This window comes from Marinomonas pontica (genome assembly GCF_036322735.1).
Classification (GTDB): Bacteria; Pseudomonadota; Gammaproteobacteria; order Pseudomonadales; family Marinomonadaceae; genus Marinomonas; species Marinomonas pontica.
In genome coordinates, this window is the sequence record NZ_AP027271.1 from 1,481,957 (window position 1) to 1,500,048 (window position 18,092).

An 18,092-nucleotide genomic window follows, 5' to 3' on the forward strand; every position below is an offset into this window, starting at 1 on the left:
TTAACGGCTAACAGGAATTATTTGTGACTTCAGCGGGCCCAACCTCTTTTTTTTGGTTTGATTTTGAAACGACCGGAACAGACCCAGCACGAGATCGTCCTATGCAGTTTGCGGGAATCAGAACCGATTTGGAGTTTAACCCAATCGGCGACCCTATCATGTTTTATTGCCGATTAGCAGAAGATGTATTACCGCAACCAGAGGCGTGTTTATTGACCGGAATCAGTCCGCAAGATGCCAATCGTGAAGGTTTGTGTGAAGCTGAGTTTATGCAAGCGGTGGAGGCTGAGTTGTCTGTGCCGGGAACCTGTGCGCTTGGTTACAATACCATTCGATTTGATGACGAGGTTGTTCGTTACGGTTTTTATCGCAATTTCATAGACCCCTACGCGCGAGAATGGCAGAACAATTGTTCACGCTGGGACATCATTGACTTGGTCCGAATGACGTATGCGATGCGCCCCGAAGGCATTGTGTGGCCAAAAGGGGACGATGGCCTGGTTTCCATGAAATTAGAAGCGCTGACGAAAGCGAATGGCATTTCACATGAGCAGGCGCACGACGCCTTGTCGGATGTGTATGGCACGATTGAAATAGCCAAGTTGATTCGAGATAAGCAACCTAAGTTGTTTGATTACTATTTTAAGATGCGTCAAAAGCATGAGTTGCAACAGTTTATTGATGTCGCTCGGTTAAAACCCTTTCTGCATATTTCAGGTATGTTTGGTCAGGCAAAGCACTATGCTGCGTTTGTGGTGCCTATTGCACCGCACCCAACCAATAAAAATGGCGTTGTTGTGTTTGATTTAATGGCAGATGCGCAACCATTAGTTGAATTAAGTGCCGAAGAAATTCGTCATCGCGTGTTTACGCGTCAGGAAGAGCTCGGTGAAGTAGAGCGTTTGCCGTTGAAAGTGATTCATTACAATAAATCTCCCGCGGTTGCGCCTGCGACGTTTTTAAAAGATGCGGATGTTGTGGCGCGCCTCAATCTGGATGGTGCGGTATGTCGTCATAATCTTGCCATCATAAAAGGGCATGCTGGATTAGCGGCTAAGCTGAGTGATGTTTTTTTACAAGAAGAGCGAGCCATCCATAAAGACCCGGATGTGATGTTGTATTCAGGCGGATTCTTTTCTAGGGAAGACAAAAGCAGAATGGAAAAAATTCGTTCTACACCGCCGAATCAACTTGCCGACTTAGCGTTGTCTTTTGATGATCGCCGTTTGCCTGAAATGTTAATGCGCTATATCGGTCGGAATTATCCAGAACAATTGACAGAGCAGCAGAGAGTAGAATGGGAAGAGTACCGACACATTCGCTTGCTTGAAAAAGAAGGTGGAGGATCCATTAATATGGAGCAATTCTTTGCGCGCTTGAACGATATCGCTCAAACGCCAGATCTGCCAGCTTCAAAGCAAATTATGCTGCAAGATTTAGCGGATTATGCGCAGAGCATTTACCCTGTGACTTTTTAAGGAAGTTGTATGAGCGAACAACATAAAGGTATTCATTGGCTGGTGGGCTTTGCCGCTTTTATTATTATCATTGCTGGCTTAAAGGCGGCTTCGCAAATTGTCGTTCCATTTATGTTGTCCGTTTTTATTGCCATTATTTGCGCGCCAGCCATGTCTAGTTTGCGCCGTCGAGGCTTGCCAACATGGTTGTCAATTTTATTGGTCGTGTTGCTGATCATGGTAGGTATTGGCTCGCTTGCGGTATTGGTTGGCGCCTCATTGGACAGTTTTTCCAATCAATTGCCCAACTATAAAGCGCGCTTTGCTGATGAGATGTCGGGACTTATCCGCGTTATAAATGGAATGGGGTTGCATATATCCTATGACCAGGTGAAAGGGTATGTTGATCCTTCTTCGCTTATGCAAATGGTTGCCAATGCATTGAGAGGGTTGGGGAGTGCGTTGACTAATCTTGTTTTGGTGGTGATGATCGTGATTTTTATTCTGTTTGAAGCGGTGGAGTTGCCAAAAAAATTGTCTATAGCGTTGCAGAACTCTTCTGTTTCGATGGGAAAGTTTGATTCGTTTATCAAGTCGGTCAATAGATATCTGGTCATTAAGACCTTGGTTAGTATGTTAACTGGTGTTTTGATTACGATTTGTATGTGGGTGCTGGGTGTGGACTTCCCTATATTATGGGGTGTTTGTGCATTCCTGCTGAATTTTGTGCCAAATATTGGATCTATTATTGCGGCGGTGCCCGCTGTGATGCTGGCGTTTGTTCAGTTGGGCGGTTTGTCAGCGGGGCTTACTGCGATGGCCTTTTTGGCGGTGAATTTAATTGTTGGGAATGTAATTGAGCCGCGTTATATGGGGCGAGGTTTGGGGCTTTCGACGTTGGTTGTCTTTTTGTCATTGTTGTTATGGGGATGGGTTTTCGGTCCCGTAGGAATGCTGCTTTCTATACCGTTAACTATTATTCTTAAGCTGGCCTTTGAAGCCAACCCACGAATGCATTGGTTGGTTGTCTTGATCGATTCAGACACAAGCGACTCTAAGCGTTAGAGGCGATAATCTGACTGACTAGGCAAGAATCTATTTTGCATTTTGACTAGCTTATTTTCCATTCTTTGTATATACTTTGCGATCAGTTTTTCCTCCGAGAATTTCATTAAGGCATGTAAATGGTTACAGGCCTTATCCTCACCAAAAAAAGGTACTAATTTACATGTCTGACGCTGATACTCAGCCTACATTTGATTCGTTGGGCCTAATCGCCCCTGTTCTTAAAGCGGTTGCTGACCTAGGTTACGAGCAACCATCTGCTATCCAAGCGCAAAGTATTCCATATCTATTAGAAGGTCGTGACCTTTTGGGGCAAGCGCAGACGGGTACTGGTAAGACAGCGGCGTTCGCGCTTCCGTTGTTGTCTCGCATTGACGTTACAGATAAAACGACACAATTACTTGTTCTGGCTCCTACTCGTGAACTTGCTATTCAGGTTTCTGAAGCATTCCAAAGCTATGCTCGTAACCTTCCAGATTTTCATGTGTTGCCAATTTACGGCGGCATGTCATATGACACGCAATTGCGTCAGCTTCGTCGCGGCGTACAAGTCGTTGTTGGTACGCCTGGTCGTGTGATGGATCATATACGTCGTAAAACATTGCGTCTAGATACACTGAAAGCATTGGTGCTTGATGAAGCGGACGAAATGTTGCGTATGGGATTCATCGACGATGTCGAGTGGATTCTTGAGCAAACACCGCCAACGCGCCAGATTGCGTTGTTCTCTGCAACAATGCCTTCTGTGATTCGTCAGGTAGCTAATCGTCATTTGAACAATCCTAAAGAAGTTAAGATTGTTACTAAGACATCTACGGCGACAACGATTACTCAAAAATTCTGGCCTGTTAGCGGTTTGCACAAGCTAGATGCGTTGACTCGTATTCTTGAGATGAATGAACATGACGGTATGATCATTTTCGTTCGTACTAAAGCGGCAACGGTTGAATTGGCTGAGAAGTTAACGGCTCGTGGTCACGCTTGTGAAGCATTGAATGGCGACATTAGCCAAAACTTGCGTGAACGTACAGTTGATCGCATCAAGAAAGGTCAGATTGACATTCTGGTTGCAACTGACGTAGTTGCGCGTGGTTTGGACGTTGAGCGTGTTAGTCACGTTGTAAACTATGACATTCCATACGATACAGAATCATATGTTCACCGTATTGGTCGTACTGGCCGTGCAGGTCGTTCAGGTACTGCTATTCTATTTGTTGCTCATCGTGAGCGTCGTATGTTGCAAGCCATTGAGCGTGCAACTCGTCAACCAATTGAAAGCATGACATTGCCAACGGCTTCTGACATTAACGCGCATCGCGTGAACCGCTTTAAACAAAGCATCACAGATACGATGGACAACGAAAATCTTGATTTCTTCCTAGAGCTTGTTCAGGGCTACCAGAAAGAAAACGAAGTAGATCCATTGAAAATGGCGGCGGCTTTAGCGCATATGGCGCAAGGTAAAACACCGTTATTGTTGTCTGAAATGGAAGTGCGCCAAGAGCGTCGTGAACGTCGTGAAGATCGAGATGGTTCTCGTGGCGAGCGCGGAGACCGCGGTGATCGAGCGCCTCGTGAACGTAAAGTTCGTCCAGTAACAGCGGAAGCAATGCCGTTAAAAGACGATCCAAGCACGTCTATGACACGCTACGTTGTTCAGGTGGGTTACAATGCGGGTGTTAAACCTGGCAATATCGTTGGTGCGATTGCTAACGAAGCGGAAATCGAAAGCCGTTACATCGGCCATATCGAAATCTATGAAGATTTCTCTACGGTTGATTTGCCGACGAACTTGAATTCTGATGTTTTGGGTAAATTAGGTAAAACACGCATTTGTGGCCAGCGCACTGATATCGCTAAGTTGGAAAATGCTGATGAGCTAAATAAGCGCGCAGCATCTCCTTCTTCTCGCAAGCGTCCGGGTGGTGATCGTGATCGCCGTCCATCTAATGCGGGTGAGCGTCGTCGTCCTTCTGGAAACCGTGATCGCGACAATAATCGTGGTGAGCGTCGTCCAAGAGCGCCTCGTAAAGACAGTTAATCTTTGTAGATTGCTTAGATAATGTTAAAAACCGAATCTAGAGATGGATTCGGTTTTTTTATGTCCGCAAGTTAGGTGTTTTGACTTATCGACTTCTGATAAAATTCACCCGTTCCCCTCTTAACTCAAAAGGCCAGTAATGAACGAAATTACTATAATCAAACCAGATGATTGGCATTTACATTTTCGTGATGAAGATATGTTGCTAGAGACCGTTCCTGCGACAGCGCGTTGTTTTGAGCGTGCTGTGGTGATGCCAAACTTGGTGCCGCCAGTAACTACCGCTGAGCTTGCTTTGCGCTATAAAGAGCGTATTTTGGCGGCACGTCCAGCTGGTAGTAGCTTTACGCCTGTGATGACTATTTATTTAACAGATAAAACCAGCGTTCAAGACATCAAAGAGGCTAAGCAAGCAGGGGTTTTGGCTGCCAAAATGTATCCCGCTGGCGCGACAACGAACTCTGATTCTGGAGTGAATTCTCTGGAGTCTTTGTACCCGGTGTTTGAGGCATTAGCTGAGAACAATATGCTTTTATTGATTCACGGCGAAGTAACGCAAAAACACATAGACATTTTCGATCGTGAGAAAGAGTTTATCGATCAGCATATGGTAAACATTGTCGAGCGAGTGCCGAATTTAAAAGTGGTATTTGAGCACATTACGACCAAGGATGCGGTGGATTTTGTGTTATCTGCTCGAGAGGGGGTCGCGGCAACAATCACGCCTCAGCATTTGATGTTGAACCGAAATGATATGTTGGATGGCGGCATGCGCCCACACAATTATTGCCTGCCTGTATTGAAGCGCAGTACCCATCAGCAAGCATTGCGTGACGTGGTTAAAGCGGGTTCACCTAAGTTTTTCTTAGGGACAGATTCTGCGCCACATGCCAAACACCGCAAAGAGTCTGACTGTGGTTGTGCTGGTTGTTACAGCGCTTGGTCTGCGTTAGAGCTTTACACTCAAGTGTTTGATGAGTTGGGTGCGCTTGATAAGCTCGAGGGCTTTGCCAGCCTTTATGGTGCTGACTTCTATGGTTTACCACGCAACACAGAGACTGTTACTTTGGTACGTGATTCTTGGGAAGTGCCGACAAGTATCACGCTTCCAAATGGTGATCCAATTGTGCCTTTCTTTGCAGGCAAGCAAGTGTCTTGGAAGCTCAAATAAAGCGGCGCCATAAGAATAAGTGATCAAATGCAACCGAATTCAGAAATGGGTTCGGTTTTTTTATGGTTATAGAACGTCAGTTATAAAACGCAAGATAGTGTGTTAGTTAGTGCAAAGGAAACTATTTTGAAAATGACTTAATACAAAAGAGGAGTGCATAAGATGGTGCGGATGGAGAGACTCGAACTCTCACGCCGTGAAGCACTGGAACCTAAATCCAGCGTGTCTACCAATTCCACCACATCCGCATGTCGTGTTGACGGGCGAGATATTACCTAGATTTTTTGACGATGCAAGCGTTTTTTGGTTTGGTATTTATATTTATTTTGTTCGAGATTTTTGCATAATTTTATAATGGCAAACGAGGACATCTAAATTGAAAAATGGTCTAATAATATCACCCTAAACTGTTATTTCAGCAGAGCGAATATATGGACAGCCATTCCGTTTCACTATTGTTAAATCCTCTTGATCTTGCAACACTTTTTGTCTTTTTTGCGTGTTGGTGGGGGTACGCTTTTTATGCTCAATATAATTCGAAACGCCGGTCTTGTTTGGTGAGCGTGTTGCATCAGTTTCGATTGGCTTGGATGTCACGATTGTTAAGACGAGATAACCGTATTGCCGATGCGTCTGTTATGGCAAATTTAGAAAGAAGTAGCTTATTTTTTGCATCAAGCAGTTTGTTGATCATTGCGGGGTTGTTTACGGCGTTTAACTATTCAGAAAAGGCGCTTGGAATCTTGTCGGATTTTTATCTTCTGGCGCCCATGAGTCAACAAGAATGGGAATTAAAAATTATTGTCTTGGTGGCTATTTTTTCTTATGCCTTTTTCACTTTCACTTGGTCAGTACGTCAATACAACTTTTGTTCGGTGTTAGTGGGGAGTGCGCCTTTGGCGACGGAGCGTGGTATCGAAGACAGTGAACGTGAATTGTACGCAATGCACATGGCGCAAATTTGCAGTTTAGCGGCTAACCAATTCAATTATGGCTTGCGCGCGTTTTATTTTGCGATGGCATTTTGTGGCTGGTTCCTTGGGCCTTACTTTTGTATGGCGGCAAGTGTGATGGTGGTGGCGGTACTTTACCGTCGTGAATTCCGTTCTAAAACATTCAAGACCTTGAGCCGCGGACTCGTAATGAAATCCCATGCTTCCTAATTTCCCTAAACCGTTACCCGAAGACGATAAACCAACCAATCGGACGATAAACGTTGACGATCGCTTGTATCAATATCTTGTGGATGTGTCTGTTCGAGAAGATGATTTATTAAGAGCACTACGACGTGAAACGGCTCAATATCATATGGCTCGCATGCAGTTATCGCCCGAAGTGGGGCAGTTGCTGGCCTTGCTTATTAAGTTTCAATCGCCCAAAAAAATCCTAGAAATAGGCGTGTTTACTGGCTATAGCACCTTGTCGATGGCGATGGCCATGCCAAACAATGCTCAGTTGATTGCGATTGAAAAAAAGCAGATGTGGCTGGATATTGCGACGCGTTATTTAGAGCAAGCTGGTGTGATCGATCGTGTGACAACGTATTGTGATAAAGCTTTGCCGGTCATGACGTCTTTTTTAGACACCGAACGTGAAAGCTTTGACTTCATCTTTATCGACGCGGATAAACAAAACCTTTTGGCTTACTATCAACTGGCAAAACAACTATTGCGCCCCGGTGGCTGTTTGTTGATTGATAACACCTTATGGTGGGGAAATGTTGCAGATGAGTCATTTACAGATAAAGACACCAAGATAGTTCGAGAGTTAAACCTGACCATTCATAAAGATAAAGATGTCGAGCTTTCACTCATCCCGATTGGTGATGGTTTGACCCTGGTTCGTAAAAACACCTAAAGCCTGATCGTAAAACGATCAGGTGTCTTTGCTATTTCCCTCCGAATGCCTTCCACTTTTGTATATCCACAAGTTTATTGTGACTTTTTGGCTCTTTTTATGGTTATGGCCTCTTGAAATCGCTTTAAGAGGCTTTATCTATGAGGCACAAGTGAAACGAAATACGCCTTTGGTTTTTCCGAAGGTTCATTCAAATAGGAGCAAGCTACAACATGGCAACTGATACTCAAAAAGAAACGTTAGGGTTTCAAACCGAAGTGAAGCAACTACTTCATTTGATGATCCACTCTTTGTACTCCAACAAAGAAATCTTTCTACGAGAGCTTATTTCAAACGCATCTGATGCGGTAGACAAGCTTCGTTTTGAGTCTGTCGCTAACGCAGACCTTCTCGCAGAAGACCCAAACCTACGTGTTCGTATCGAATTTGATAAAGAGACGAATACGGTTGTTATCGACGATAACGGCGTTGGTATGTCCCGTGAAGAGGCGATTACTAACCTAGGCACGATTGCAAAGTCAGGCACGTCTTCTTTTCTAGAGCAATTGAGCGGTGACCAGAAAAAAGACAGTCAGCTAATTGGACAGTTTGGTGTGGGCTTTTATTCTGCTTTTATTGTTGCTGATAAAGTCACCGTTGAAACGCGTCGTGCTGGAGCCGCAGAAAGCGAGGCGGTACGCTGGGTGTCTGATGGTTCTGGTGAGTTCACTATCGAAAACATCGACAAAGACACTCGCGGAACGCGTATTACCCTTCACCTTAAAGCCGATGAGAAGGATTTTGCGGATAACTTCCGACTACGCTCTTTAGTGACGAAATACTCTGATCACATCTCTATTCCTGTCGAAATGGAAAAGCCGGTCTACCCAGAAATGGACGAAGAAGGCAATCCTAAGCCAGTGGAAGAAAATAAAGCACCTGAATACGAAGCGGTAAACTCTGCAAAAGCACTTTGGACGCGCCCTCGTAACGAAGTAACAGATGAAGAATACCAAGAGTTCTACAAGCACATATCTCACGATTACCAAGAACCTTTGAAGTGGTCTCACAACAAAGTAGAAGGTAAATTGGAATACTCAAGCTTGTTGTACATTCCTTCCAAAGCGCCTTACGATCTTTGGAATCGGGACATGCAACGCGGCCTGAAACTCTACGTTCAGCGCGTATTCATCATGGACGAAGCTGAAGCTTTCCTACCGCCTTACATGCGTTTCGTGAAAGGTGTGGTGGATTCAAATGATTTGTCTTTGAACGTTTCTCGTGAAATTTTGCAAAACGACCACGCGGTTGATTCCATGCGTTCTGCATTGACCAAGCGTGTTTTGGACATGTTGACAAAAATGGCGAAGAACGAGCCAGAAGACTACCAAAAATTCTGGGATGAATTTGGTAATGTCATCAAAGAAGGCCCAGCCGATGACATGGGTAACAAAGATAAGATCGCTGCTTTGTTGCGCTTTAGCTCGACTCACACCGACGCGGCAGCGCAAAACGTGTCGTTGGTCGATTACATCGAGCGCATGAGTGAAGGCCAAGATAAGATCTACTACATCTATGCAGAGAACCACAATACGGCGAAAAACAGCCCGCATTTGGAAATCTTGCGTAAGAAAGGCTTTGAAGTCTTGTTACTGAGCGATCGTATCGATGAGTGGATGATGTCTTCTCTACAAGAGTTTGAAGGCAAATCTTTCCAAGACGTTACCAAGGGTAAGCTAGACTTAGCGGACCAAGAGAACGAGGAAGAGAAGAAAGAGAAAGAAGAAAAGGCTGAGCAAATCAAGCCGCTTCTAGATCGAATGAAAACCGTACTGGAAGAGAAAGTCGCTGGTGTAAATTCAACAGATCGTCTTACGAACTCGCCAGCTTGTTTGGTGGTTGGTGAGTACGACATGGGTCTGCAGATGCGTCGCTTGTTGGAGCAAGCAGGTCAGAAGCTACCTGAGTCTAAACCAACATTGGAAGTGAACCCAGATCACCCAATCGTTGCTAAGATGGATTCTGAAACCGATGAAGAGCGTTTCGCTGATATGGCGTGGTTGTTGTTTGAACAAGCGACCTTGTCTGAAGTTGGTCAGTTAGAAGACCCAGCTACGTTTGTTAGCCGTATGAACAAATTGATTGTTCAGCTAAGCAAATAACGTAGAAACCACACAGCGCTTAAAGCCCATATTTGGTAACAAATATGGGCTTTTTTTGCATTAACAAGAAGCTCGGTATGGCGTTAAGTTTGCGTGTCGAATCGAAATCGTTTAGCGTTAATGCGTGCTAAGGATTAGCATCTTGATAATCAAAGGAGTGAACGGTGTTTCTGATTAAAAATGGTTTAATTTATGTATTTCTGCTTCCCATGCTGGTGTTTGCACAGCCCGATGTGCAATTAGCCAAAGTCTATTCTGATGACACGCAAATCAATGATTACCTTGTGAGTGAAAAGTTCGACGGAGTTCGTGCTATTTGGACTGGGAGTGCTTTGGTTACACGTCAAGGAAACCCCATTTATGCGCCTTCTTGGTTTATCGAGCCATTACCGGCGGTTTGGTTGGATGGCGAGTTGTGGTCTAAACGAAATGATTTTGCCAATATTATGTCGACGGTAAGCAAACAAACACCTATAGACAGCGAGTGGCGTTCGATCCGTTATATGATTTTTGATGCGCCTGACAAAGATAGGCAAGACACCTTTGCCGAACGTTACCAACGCTATACTTCGATTGTGAATGAAATATCGCAGCCTCATGTGCAGCCGATAAAGCAATTTTCGGTTAAAAATAACGAAGAATTACTACGATTGTTGGCAGAATACGTTGATAACGGAGCGGAAGGTTTGATGCTGCATCGTAAGCTGGCTCGATTTGAGACAGGCCGCACGGATAACCTTCTGAAATTGAAACCTCACATGGACGCAGAAGCGAAAGTGATTGCGGTGCTAAAGGGCGCTGGAAAGTATCGGGATAAAATGGGGTCACTCATTGTGGAAATGCCGACAGGTTTGCGTTTTAAAATAGGCACAGGTTTTACGGACGCTGAGCGTGATTCTCCTCCCCAAATAGGCGAATATATCACGTATAAATACCACGGTTTTACGTCGCGAGGAGTGCCTCGTTTTGCGAGTTTTTTACGGGTTCGTGACGTGAATTATTAACGAATGTACTAATGTGAAGTTGAGGTGATTTGTGGATGTTTATTGTTTGCCTGGCACTATGTGTGATCATCGACTTTGGGCGTCCACCCAGCGCGCTATAGGCACATCGATTAAGTTGATACATTGTGCGATTCCAATGGAGAATACATTGGATGCTATGGTAGAGGCGCTTGCAAATCGATTACCAAAGGAGCCTTTTGATTTATTAGGCTTCTCGATGGGTGGCTATTTGGCGTGTGCATTTGCTATAAAATACCCAGAGCGCGTACAGCGTTTAATGGTGTTGTCTAACACTGCGTCAGGCTTGCTGGAGAGCGAGAGAAAACAGCGTGAAGTGGCGTTAAATTGGGTGTCTTCACAAGGCTACCGAGGGATACCCAAAAAAAAGGCACAGGCCATGCTGGGAAAGCGCCATAAAGACAATACGGATTTGTTGGCATTGATTCAGGCAATGGATGCCACACTGGGTGAAGCCGTATTGATTCAACAACTGACAAGCAGTCTGGATCGTCCTTCCTTGCTGAGTGAGTTGGAGCAGACCCACTTTCCGATTTGTGTCTCGGTGGGGGAGGAGGATGAACTGATGCCAGCGTCAGCTCTCTCTCATTTGAATCATTCAGATCGATACGAAGTTCGCGTGGCGGCGGATTGTGGTCACATGTTACCGATAGAGCAACCAAAATGGTTAGCGGATGTCCTTGTCCAGTTCTATTCGGGTGGGTGTGTTACTCGCTAAACGGTTGAGCAAAAGAGTGAATGCAGAGTCTTAATCAGCTCTTTTACCCGACTGTCGCCTATGCTGTAAAAAATCGTTTGAGACTCACGTCGAGTACTGACTAAACCGTCTTTTCTTAACACCGCTAGGTGTTGTGATAATGCCGATTGGCTTAATGGAAGTTTTTCGTTGAGCGCGGTAACGGACAATTCTTGATCCAATATATAACATAGGATCATCAGTCGGTTTTCATTGCTCAATGCTTTTAAAAAGACGGCGGCTTGTGAAGACTGCTTCAACATGTCTTCCATTGTAAGTTGCTCATTTGCCATGATGTTTTCTCGTAATGTAGAGCGCTAAAGTCACATTAAGTTCGTGACACAAATAAAACCATCCACAATCTCTGTGGATAAACGGGGGAGTAGTGCGGTTTGATTGCCGTTCGTATCATGTTGGGCGGTCATTATACGTTCTTGTATACTATTTGCACAATGACCCCCAGATGGTTGCTCTATTAATCTAGATCAAAGCTTGTCCAGATAGGAGCGTGATCGGACGGTTTTTCAAGGGCGCGTAAATCGTAATCGACATCGGAATCTTTTAAGAAAGGGGTTAATCCATTTGATGACATGATCACATCGATTCTAAGACCGCGTTTAGGCGTGTCTTCAAAGCCTTTTGAGCGATAGTCAAACCAGCTAAAACGGTCATTTTTTTCTGGGTTCAATTGACGATAGGTGTCTGTCAGTCCCCAGTTGCTGAGGGTGGTAAACCACTCACGCTCTTCTGGCAAAAAGCTGCATTTTCCTGTTTTTAGCCAACGCTTTGCATTAGGTTCACCGATACCAATGTCTAAATCGGTAGGGGAAATATTGATGTCTCCCATGACAATGATCTTTTCATCTGGCGAGTGAGCTGCAAGGTAGTCCATAAGGTCTGCGTAAAATTTACGTTTCGCAGGAAACTTGGTTTCATGGTCTCGGCTTTCACCTTGAGGGAAATAGCCATTCAGTACCTTAACAGGACCTTGTGGTGTGTCGAACGTGGCGATGATCATGCGACGTTGCGCGTCTTCGTCGTCGCCTGGAAAGCCATACTCTACGCTAGTGGCTTCTTGTTTACTGAATATCGCCACACCATAATGGGACTTTTGACCATAATAATAAGCGTGGTAGCCGACGGATTTAGGGATGTCGTGAGGAAAGGCATCGTCGTGCACTTTTATTTCTTGTAGCCCAATCACATCCGGTGCGTGTTTTTCGACTAAGGCTTCGATTTGATGTGGTCGTGCGCGCAAACCATTGATATTAAAAGAGACAAATTTCATGTGATTTATTCCGTAGCGGGTTTTCTTAATCATACCTAGATGTTGCTATTCCATAAAGTACTTAACGAATGAGAATGAGTTAGATATTTTTGATCACAACAATAGCCGCATTCTTTTTAACTTCTTTCACGAGCCCTGTTACACTGTTCGCATTAATTAATGCATTCACATTGGAGAGCTTAAATGGCTTATCAGTACGATTTATTTGTCATTGGTGCGGGTTCTGGCGGCGTAAGAGCGAGCCGTGTCGCAGCCTCAAAAGGATACAAAGTTGCCGTCGCTGAAGGCAGTGCATTAGGTGGAACCTGCGTTAATATTGGTTGCGTACCAAAGAAATTGTTTGTTTATGGCTCTGAATACGGTCACGGCTTTGACGAAGCGGCAGGCTTTGGGTGGTCCCATCAGGGGGTTGAATTTAATTGGTCTGTATTGCGCGACAATAAAACCAAAGAAATTGAACGTTTAAATGGTATCTACGGCAATATGCTTGGTAATGCCGGTGTGGAAGTTATCTCTGGTTTTGCGAGTTTTGTTGATGAACATACCGTCATGGTGGATGGCAAAACTTACACAGCAGAGCGAATTTTGATCGCGGTTGGTGCTAAGCCTTTCATACCTGAATTTAACGGCAGTGATCTGGTTGTCAGTTCTAATGACATGTTCTATTTGGACGAGCTGCCCAAAAAAGCCCTTGTTGTGGGCGGTGGTTACATTGCCGTGGAATTTGCTGGCATCCTAAATGGCTTAGGTGTTGATACCAGTCTTGCTTATCGCGGGGACCAGTTGTTGCGTGGCTTTGATCAAGATGTTCGAGATTTTGCCAGCGAAGAATACAAAAAGTCCGGCATCGATGTACGCCTGAATACTGACGTTGACCGCATTGAGCTGGTTGATCCTGCTAATCCAAATAGTTTACGTACAGTACACTTCAAAGATGGTCACTCAGAAGAATTCGGCTTGATTCTTTATGCAACCGGTCGAGTGCCGAATGTGGCTACGTTGGCTCTTGAAAACGCCGGTATTGAAACGGGCAAAAATGGTGCGGTGATTATTGATAAAAACTTCACTACGTCGGCAAAAAGCGTCTTTGCCCTTGGTGATGTGACGGATCGTATACAGTTAACGCCTGTTGCGATTAAAGAAGCTATGGCATTGATCGCTTATTGGTTTGAAGGCAAAGAAGTCGATTTTGATTACGACAATATTCCAACGGCTGTCTTTAGCCAACCAGCAATCGGCACAGTGGGTTTAACCGAGCAAGAAGCAGAAAAACGAGGCTTAGATTTCCGTGTGTATCAAACGGACTTCCGCCCAATGAAGCACACGCTAAGCGGCGGTACGTCTCGTTCCCTAATGAAGTTACTCGTAAATAACCTAGACGATAAAGTGATTGGTGCACACATGGTGGGTGACTACTCTGGCGAGATTATCCAAGGTCTGGGGATTGCCATTAAAGCTGGCGCGACCAAAGCGGATTTTGATGACACGGTGGGAGTCCATCCAACCAGTGCGGAAGAATTTGTGACATTCTCTGCGGCATCCTTAAAGAAAAAATAAGCTCGAAAGAGAAATGCATTCGGACAATGAACTTAATAAAGACGCGTCGGTAGTAATGATCGACGCGTCTTTTTTTATGGGTGTTATTTCACATACGTTTTCTCTATCGGCGTAGTCTTAATTTCGATTGCCACTCTTCATGCTCTTCTTTAATGTGCTTAACACAATAGACACTGAAAAATTAAGAGAGCAGAATGAACGACGTTTTAACCACGCTAGAGCCAAAAGCCATTTGGCGTCATTTTCAAACATTATGTAACACACCGCGCCCGTCCTATCATGAAGCCGAACTCAGAGAGCATCTTATCCGTTGGGCGAGCGGACTGGGCCATCAAACTTATGTCGACCCTGTTGGAAATTTGTTAATTCGTAAAGTGGCCAGTCAGGGGATGGAAGACAGAGAGACGGTCGTCTTGCAAGGTCATCTAGACATGGTTGCGCAGAAGAACGCCGACATCGATCATGATTTCACCAAAGACCCAATTGTTACACAAATCATCGACGGTTGGGTGCACGCAACTGGTACCACGCTTGGTGCCGATAATGGAATTGGCGTCGCAGCTGCGATGGCTATTTTAGAGTCAACCGATCTGGCTCATGGGCCAATCGAAGCCTTATTTACCATAGAAGAAGAAACCAGCTTGCGTGGCGCATTGCAGCTGGAAGAGGGTATTCTAAAAGGCAAGATCTTATTGAACTTGGACTCAGAAGACCGCGGCGATGTTTATATTGGCTGTGCTGGTGGCATGGACATAAACATTGAAAAACACTACCCCGCAGTCGCTGCGGACAGCAGTAGGAAGTCTTTTACCATTACGGTGTCGGGTCTACGTGGTGGGCATTCTGGTTTGGATATCCATAAAGGCCGTGCCAGTGCCAACGTGCTTATTGTCCGTTTATTGAACTTGCTGAAAGAGCGCTGTGAGTTTGGTCTATGCGCTTTTGCTGGCGGCACACTTCGCAATGCGATTTCACGAGACGCGCAAGCAACCATTAACATAAATCACAATGACCAAGCCACTCTATTTGCTTTTATTGAAGGGTTCAAAAAAGCCACCAAGGCGGAATTTTCCACGACCGAAGCTAATTTGGACGTGACACTGAACGCTGCGGAACTGGATTCAGAACTGAGAGACGCAGACAAAGATGCGTTGTTAAATGCTATGTTCTGTGCGCCTCACGGTGTACATCGCATGAGTGCTGATTTGGAGGGGGTAACGGAAACTTCCTGTAACTTTGGTGTGATTAACCTGCGGAACGCGGCGGATGGCAAGAAAGCATTTGATGCATGCTTGTTGGTTCGCTCTCTTGTGGATTCTGCCGTAGAGCACCTTGCTTATGTGGCAAAATCGGCCTTCTCCTTAATCCAAGCGGACGTCAAACTGGAGAACGGTTACCCAGGATGGAGGCCTGATCCAAAAGCAGGATTGTTGAAACATTTCTTAATGGTTCATACAGACGTCATGGGTCACGAAGCCAATGTGAAAGTGATTCATGCCGGCCTTGAGTGCGGCATCATTGGCGCGAAATACCCCGGTATGGAAATGGTGTCATTTGGTCCCAACATTCGTGGTGCGCATTCACCGACCGAACGCATGGAAATAGATTCCGTAGGGGATTTCTGGCGACTGCTGGTTGCTCTACTGGCGTCCGTTCCAAAGATTTAGGTCATTTCTCTTACCAGAGGAAGGGTGAGAGTTTACGCGGCATTTTTATGTCGCTTAAACTGGCTGAAGAGTGGAGCGGATCAAGTAAATGGAGCGACATTTCCTTCGATATTGTCGTGAGACTCAATGTGAATGTCGCTCTATTTTTGCTCTATTTACTCTTTACTTTTGAATGTCATTGAAATGGAGTTCACACAATGACGAATGTTGTTTTCAGTCAGCCTTTCTCCTTCAAACACATGGCCTAAGTGGCCGTCGCAATTTGCGCATACGATTTCAACACGACGTCCATCCGCATCGGGGACCCGTTTTACGGCATTGGGGATTTCGTCATCAAAGCTTGGCCAGCCGCAGTGTGATAAGAATTTATGCTCAGACGTGTATAGCGGTGCGTCACATTGACGACAAATATACACGCCATTCTCCATGGTATCAGTATATTCACCGGTAAAAGGTCGTTCTGTGCCTTTATGAAGTAAAACTTGTGCTTCTTCTGGCGTCAGTCTGTTGTATGGTTTGCTCATATAAAATCACTCTTTTCCACGGTAATGGGACGGTATTTCAGTAAATTATGGCATGTCTTGTTACAGGATACTAAGACAATAAATTGCATGACCGGTTCCAGCTAGGACGATTGAATGTTGGAAAGTGTCTTACTTTAAGGTAAGACGTTTTGCAAATAATCACTATATTTCATAGAAATATGAATTCGATTTATTTGCTTTTACTAAGTTGAATATTCCCTGCTAATCTAAATATTCCTATTTGATTGGCCTGTTCGGAGGGCTGTCTTATGCTTCTTAATTCTACGCAAATATTCACTCCATCAAACTCGGCGCTTTCTACTGAGTTCTATTCTTTGAGTGATGGATACGACGAGTATGACGAGTACGATAACGAAAGTGATGATGAAGAGTTTTACGGTGACCTTGAAGAAGGTGATGACGATTATTGGGATGATTCCAGCGATGACTGATACTTACGGGTAAAGAGTAAAGCTCAGGCATCCGCTGGCCTGTTTACACGTTACGCCCTGCCGACTGACGATGAGTACGAAGGAAGTTTAAACAACTTCCTTTTTTATTGGTGGTTATCCTTTTGTTATAAGTCAAGTTCGCTCGATCGGATTGCTTTCACTCTGCAGCGCTGGTTACACTGGAAGTGCATTTTCTCGATATAAAATTGAAAGGGGCATATTGTGAGCCAGACATTCGACTCTATTTTTAAAGACGACATCAAACGGGTGCATTATCAAATTGACGGTTTGAGTTCTAAAAAAAGTCATATTCAAGTGGTTATTTGGCCAACATTTTCAGGCCTGAGTGATTTTGAAAGAAGGGTGGCCGATCATATTGCGTCTCTTGGCTTTTCCGCGACGGCGTTAGATTTATATGGCATAGAGAATAACCCGCATGAAATGGATGAAAAACGCGCCAAGATGGGCGCTTTGCTTGCGGAATCCGAGCCACTGCATGGTTTATTGGCCGAGCTCACGCAATCGGCGTGCGATGCTATGCATGGTAAAACCATTGTGCATGTGGGGTTTTGTCTTGGCGGGCGCTTGGCTTTAGAGGCTGGATTGCATTTTACGGAAAGTGCTGGCGCGGTAAGCTTTCATGGGTTGATGAGCTTTAATCGAGCGCAATCAGAAGAAAAAGCCAATACCCATACAAAAATACTGATTCTGAACGGTTATCAAGACCCGCTGGTTGAGGAGTCTGACGCTCAGACGGCAAAAGGGTATTTGACGAGTTTAGGGATAGATTTTCAGTTTGTTGATTTCAGCAATACCATGCATTCGTTCATGCTGCCAAGTGCGAATAACCCAGATCATGGTAGCCAATTTAACCCTCTGTCGGCAAAACGTGCTTTTGGCTATCTTGCTAACTTTCTAGAAGAGTTTGTGTAAGCCTAGGGCGCACTTTCTCTGAATGTGACATTGACAGCCATCAGGCTGATATAAATGTATCAGTCTGAAGGCGCAATATTGCCATCGTTCCTATCTGGTTTTCTCTCTGCGTATTTTTCTTCTTAAACACGACCTTTTCACTTTTTTCAAGCGGTCTTGAACTGACCTCAAATAGTTGGAC

General features: G+C 44.8%; 16 protein-coding genes and 1 tRNA gene. 13 read left to right on the forward strand and 4 right to left on the reverse strand.

Annotated elements, in window-relative coordinates:
• The first annotated feature begins 23 nt into the window (after positions 1-23).
• The 4 genes from sbcB (at position 24) to pyrC (ending at position 5,734) form a co-directional block, all read left to right on the forward strand.
• A complete protein-coding gene (sbcB, locus tag AABA11_RS06925) occupies positions 24-1,478 on the forward strand; it encodes an exodeoxyribonuclease I (protein ID WP_338266516.1) in 1,455 nt (484 codons plus the stop codon).
• A gap of 9 nt (positions 1,479-1,487) precedes the next feature.
• Positions 1,488-2,522: an AI-2E family transporter gene (locus tag AABA11_RS06930; RefSeq protein ID WP_265727576.1), complete on the forward strand. Its 1,035-nt coding sequence runs from the start codon at positions 1,488-1,490 to the stop codon at positions 2,520-2,522.
• Between the two features lie 163 nt (positions 2,523-2,685).
• Entirely contained in the window at positions 2,686-4,563 is a 1,878-nt protein-coding gene (locus AABA11_RS06935) for a DEAD/DEAH box helicase (protein ID WP_265727575.1), read from the forward strand.
• Between the two features lie 139 nt (positions 4,564-4,702).
• The gene (gene pyrC, locus AABA11_RS06940; protein WP_338266521.1) at positions 4,703-5,734 is read left to right on the forward strand and encodes a dihydroorotase; all 1,032 of its coding nucleotides are present in this window, start codon (positions 4,703-4,705) and stop codon (positions 5,732-5,734) included.
• A gap of 163 nt (positions 5,735-5,897) precedes the next feature.
• Here the strand turns inward: pyrC and AABA11_RS06945 are convergent.
• Positions 5,898-5,982, reverse strand: a tRNA-Leu gene (locus AABA11_RS06945).
• Between the two features lie 183 nt (positions 5,983-6,165).
• Between AABA11_RS06945 and AABA11_RS06950 the strand changes: the two genes are divergently transcribed.
• The 5 genes from AABA11_RS06950 (at position 6,166) to AABA11_RS06970 (ending at position 11,472) form a co-directional block, all read left to right on the forward strand.
• Complete coding sequence (locus tag AABA11_RS06950; RefSeq protein ID WP_338266523.1) at positions 6,166-6,897, forward strand: DUF599 domain-containing protein; 732 nt, start codon at positions 6,166-6,168, stop codon at positions 6,895-6,897.
• The gene (locus AABA11_RS06955; protein ID WP_265727572.1) at positions 6,887-7,591 is read left to right on the forward strand and encodes an O-methyltransferase; all 705 of its coding nucleotides are present in this window, start codon (positions 6,887-6,889) and stop codon (positions 7,589-7,591) included. Before AABA11_RS06950 ends, AABA11_RS06955 begins: the two co-directional genes overlap by 11 nt.
• Positions 7,592-7,803: 212 nt before the next feature.
• Positions 7,804-9,732 (forward strand): molecular chaperone HtpG, encoded by a 1,929-nt coding sequence (gene htpG / locus AABA11_RS06960; RefSeq protein WP_338266527.1) that lies wholly within the window; start codon positions 7,804-7,806, stop codon positions 9,730-9,732.
• Between the two features lie 164 nt (positions 9,733-9,896).
• Positions 9,897-10,736 (forward strand): DNA ligase, encoded by an 840-nt coding sequence (locus tag AABA11_RS06965; protein ID WP_338266530.1) that lies wholly within the window; start codon positions 9,897-9,899, stop codon positions 10,734-10,736.
• A gap of 31 nt (positions 10,737-10,767) precedes the next feature.
• Positions 10,768-11,472 carry an alpha/beta fold hydrolase gene (locus tag AABA11_RS06970; protein ID WP_338266532.1) on the forward strand — a complete coding sequence of 235 codons (705 nt, stop codon included), beginning with the start codon at positions 10,768-10,770 and terminating at the stop codon, positions 11,470-11,472.
• Here AABA11_RS06970 and AABA11_RS06975 read toward each other — a convergent pair.
• On the reverse strand, positions 11,469-11,783 hold the full coding sequence (locus AABA11_RS06975) for an ArsR/SmtB family transcription factor (RefSeq protein WP_338266534.1): 315 nt from the start codon (positions 11,781-11,783) through the stop codon (positions 11,469-11,471). The genes AABA11_RS06970 and AABA11_RS06975 overlap by 4 nt on opposite strands.
• 182 nt (positions 11,784-11,965) lie before the next feature.
• Entirely contained in the window at positions 11,966-12,778 is an 813-nt protein-coding gene (xthA, locus tag AABA11_RS06980) for an exodeoxyribonuclease III (RefSeq protein ID WP_265727566.1), read from the reverse strand.
• Between the two features lie 183 nt (positions 12,779-12,961).
• Here xthA and gorA point away from each other — a divergent pair, with 183 nt between their 5' ends.
• Entirely contained in the window at positions 12,962-14,335 is a 1,374-nt protein-coding gene (gene gorA, locus AABA11_RS06985; protein WP_265727565.1) for a glutathione-disulfide reductase, read from the forward strand.
• A 194-nt stretch (positions 14,336-14,529) separates the two neighbouring features.
• Positions 14,530-16,002, forward strand: a complete 1,473-nt coding sequence (locus AABA11_RS06990; RefSeq protein ID WP_338266537.1) for an aminoacyl-histidine dipeptidase — start codon at positions 14,530-14,532, stop codon at positions 16,000-16,002.
• A 155-nt stretch (positions 16,003-16,157) separates the two neighbouring features.
• Here AABA11_RS06990 and AABA11_RS06995 read toward each other — a convergent pair whose 3' ends face one another.
• Positions 16,158-16,526 carry a methionine-R-sulfoxide reductase gene (locus AABA11_RS06995; RefSeq protein ID WP_338266539.1) on the reverse strand — a complete coding sequence of 123 codons (369 nt, stop codon included), beginning with the start codon at positions 16,524-16,526 and terminating at the stop codon, positions 16,158-16,160.
• A 269-nt stretch (positions 16,527-16,795) separates the two neighbouring features.
• Here AABA11_RS06995 and AABA11_RS07000 point away from each other — a divergent pair, with 269 nt between their 5' ends.
• Positions 16,796-16,978, forward strand: coding sequence for a hypothetical protein (locus tag AABA11_RS07000; RefSeq protein WP_338266541.1), 183 nt, complete (start codon positions 16,796-16,798; stop codon positions 16,976-16,978).
• A gap of 222 nt (positions 16,979-17,200) precedes the next feature.
• Positions 17,201-17,911 carry a dienelactone hydrolase family protein gene (locus AABA11_RS07005; protein WP_338266543.1) on the forward strand — a complete coding sequence of 237 codons (711 nt, stop codon included), beginning with the start codon at positions 17,201-17,203 and terminating at the stop codon, positions 17,909-17,911.
• Positions 17,912-18,092: the final 181 nt, after the last annotated feature.

Bases quoted from the DNA above. Each gene is read 5' to 3' on its own strand.
- AABA11_RS07000 (WP_338266541.1), top strand. From the start codon at position 16,796: ATGCTTCTTAATTCTACGCAAATATTCACTCCATCAAACTCGGCGCTT.
- gorA (WP_265727565.1), top strand. From the start codon at position 12,962: ATGGCTTATCAGTACGATTTATTTGTCATTGGTGCGGGTTCTGGCGGC.
- AABA11_RS06995 (WP_338266539.1), bottom strand. From the start codon at position 16,526: ATGAGCAAACCATACAACAGACTGACGCCAGAAGAAGCACAAGTTTTA.
- AABA11_RS06930 (WP_265727576.1), top strand. From the start codon at position 1,488: ATGAGCGAACAACATAAAGGTATTCATTGGCTGGTGGGCTTTGCCGCT.
- pyrC (WP_338266521.1), top strand. From the start codon at position 4,703: ATGAACGAAATTACTATAATCAAACCAGATGATTGGCATTTACATTTT.
- AABA11_RS06950 (WP_338266523.1), top strand. From the start codon at position 6,166: ATGGACAGCCATTCCGTTTCACTATTGTTAAATCCTCTTGATCTTGCA.
- AABA11_RS06975 (WP_338266534.1), bottom strand. From the start codon at position 11,783: ATGGCAAATGAGCAACTTACAATGGAAGACATGTTGAAGCAGTCTTCA.
- xthA (WP_265727566.1), bottom strand. From the start codon at position 12,778: ATGAAATTTGTCTCTTTTAATATCAATGGTTTGCGCGCACGACCACAT.
- AABA11_RS06935 (WP_265727575.1), top strand. From the start codon at position 2,686: ATGTCTGACGCTGATACTCAGCCTACATTTGATTCGTTGGGCCTAATC.
- AABA11_RS06955 (WP_265727572.1), top strand. From the start codon at position 6,887: ATGCTTCCTAATTTCCCTAAACCGTTACCCGAAGACGATAAACCAACC.
- htpG (WP_338266527.1), top strand. From the start codon at position 7,804: ATGGCAACTGATACTCAAAAAGAAACGTTAGGGTTTCAAACCGAAGTG.
- AABA11_RS06990 (WP_338266537.1), top strand. From the start codon at position 14,530: ATGAACGACGTTTTAACCACGCTAGAGCCAAAAGCCATTTGGCGTCAT.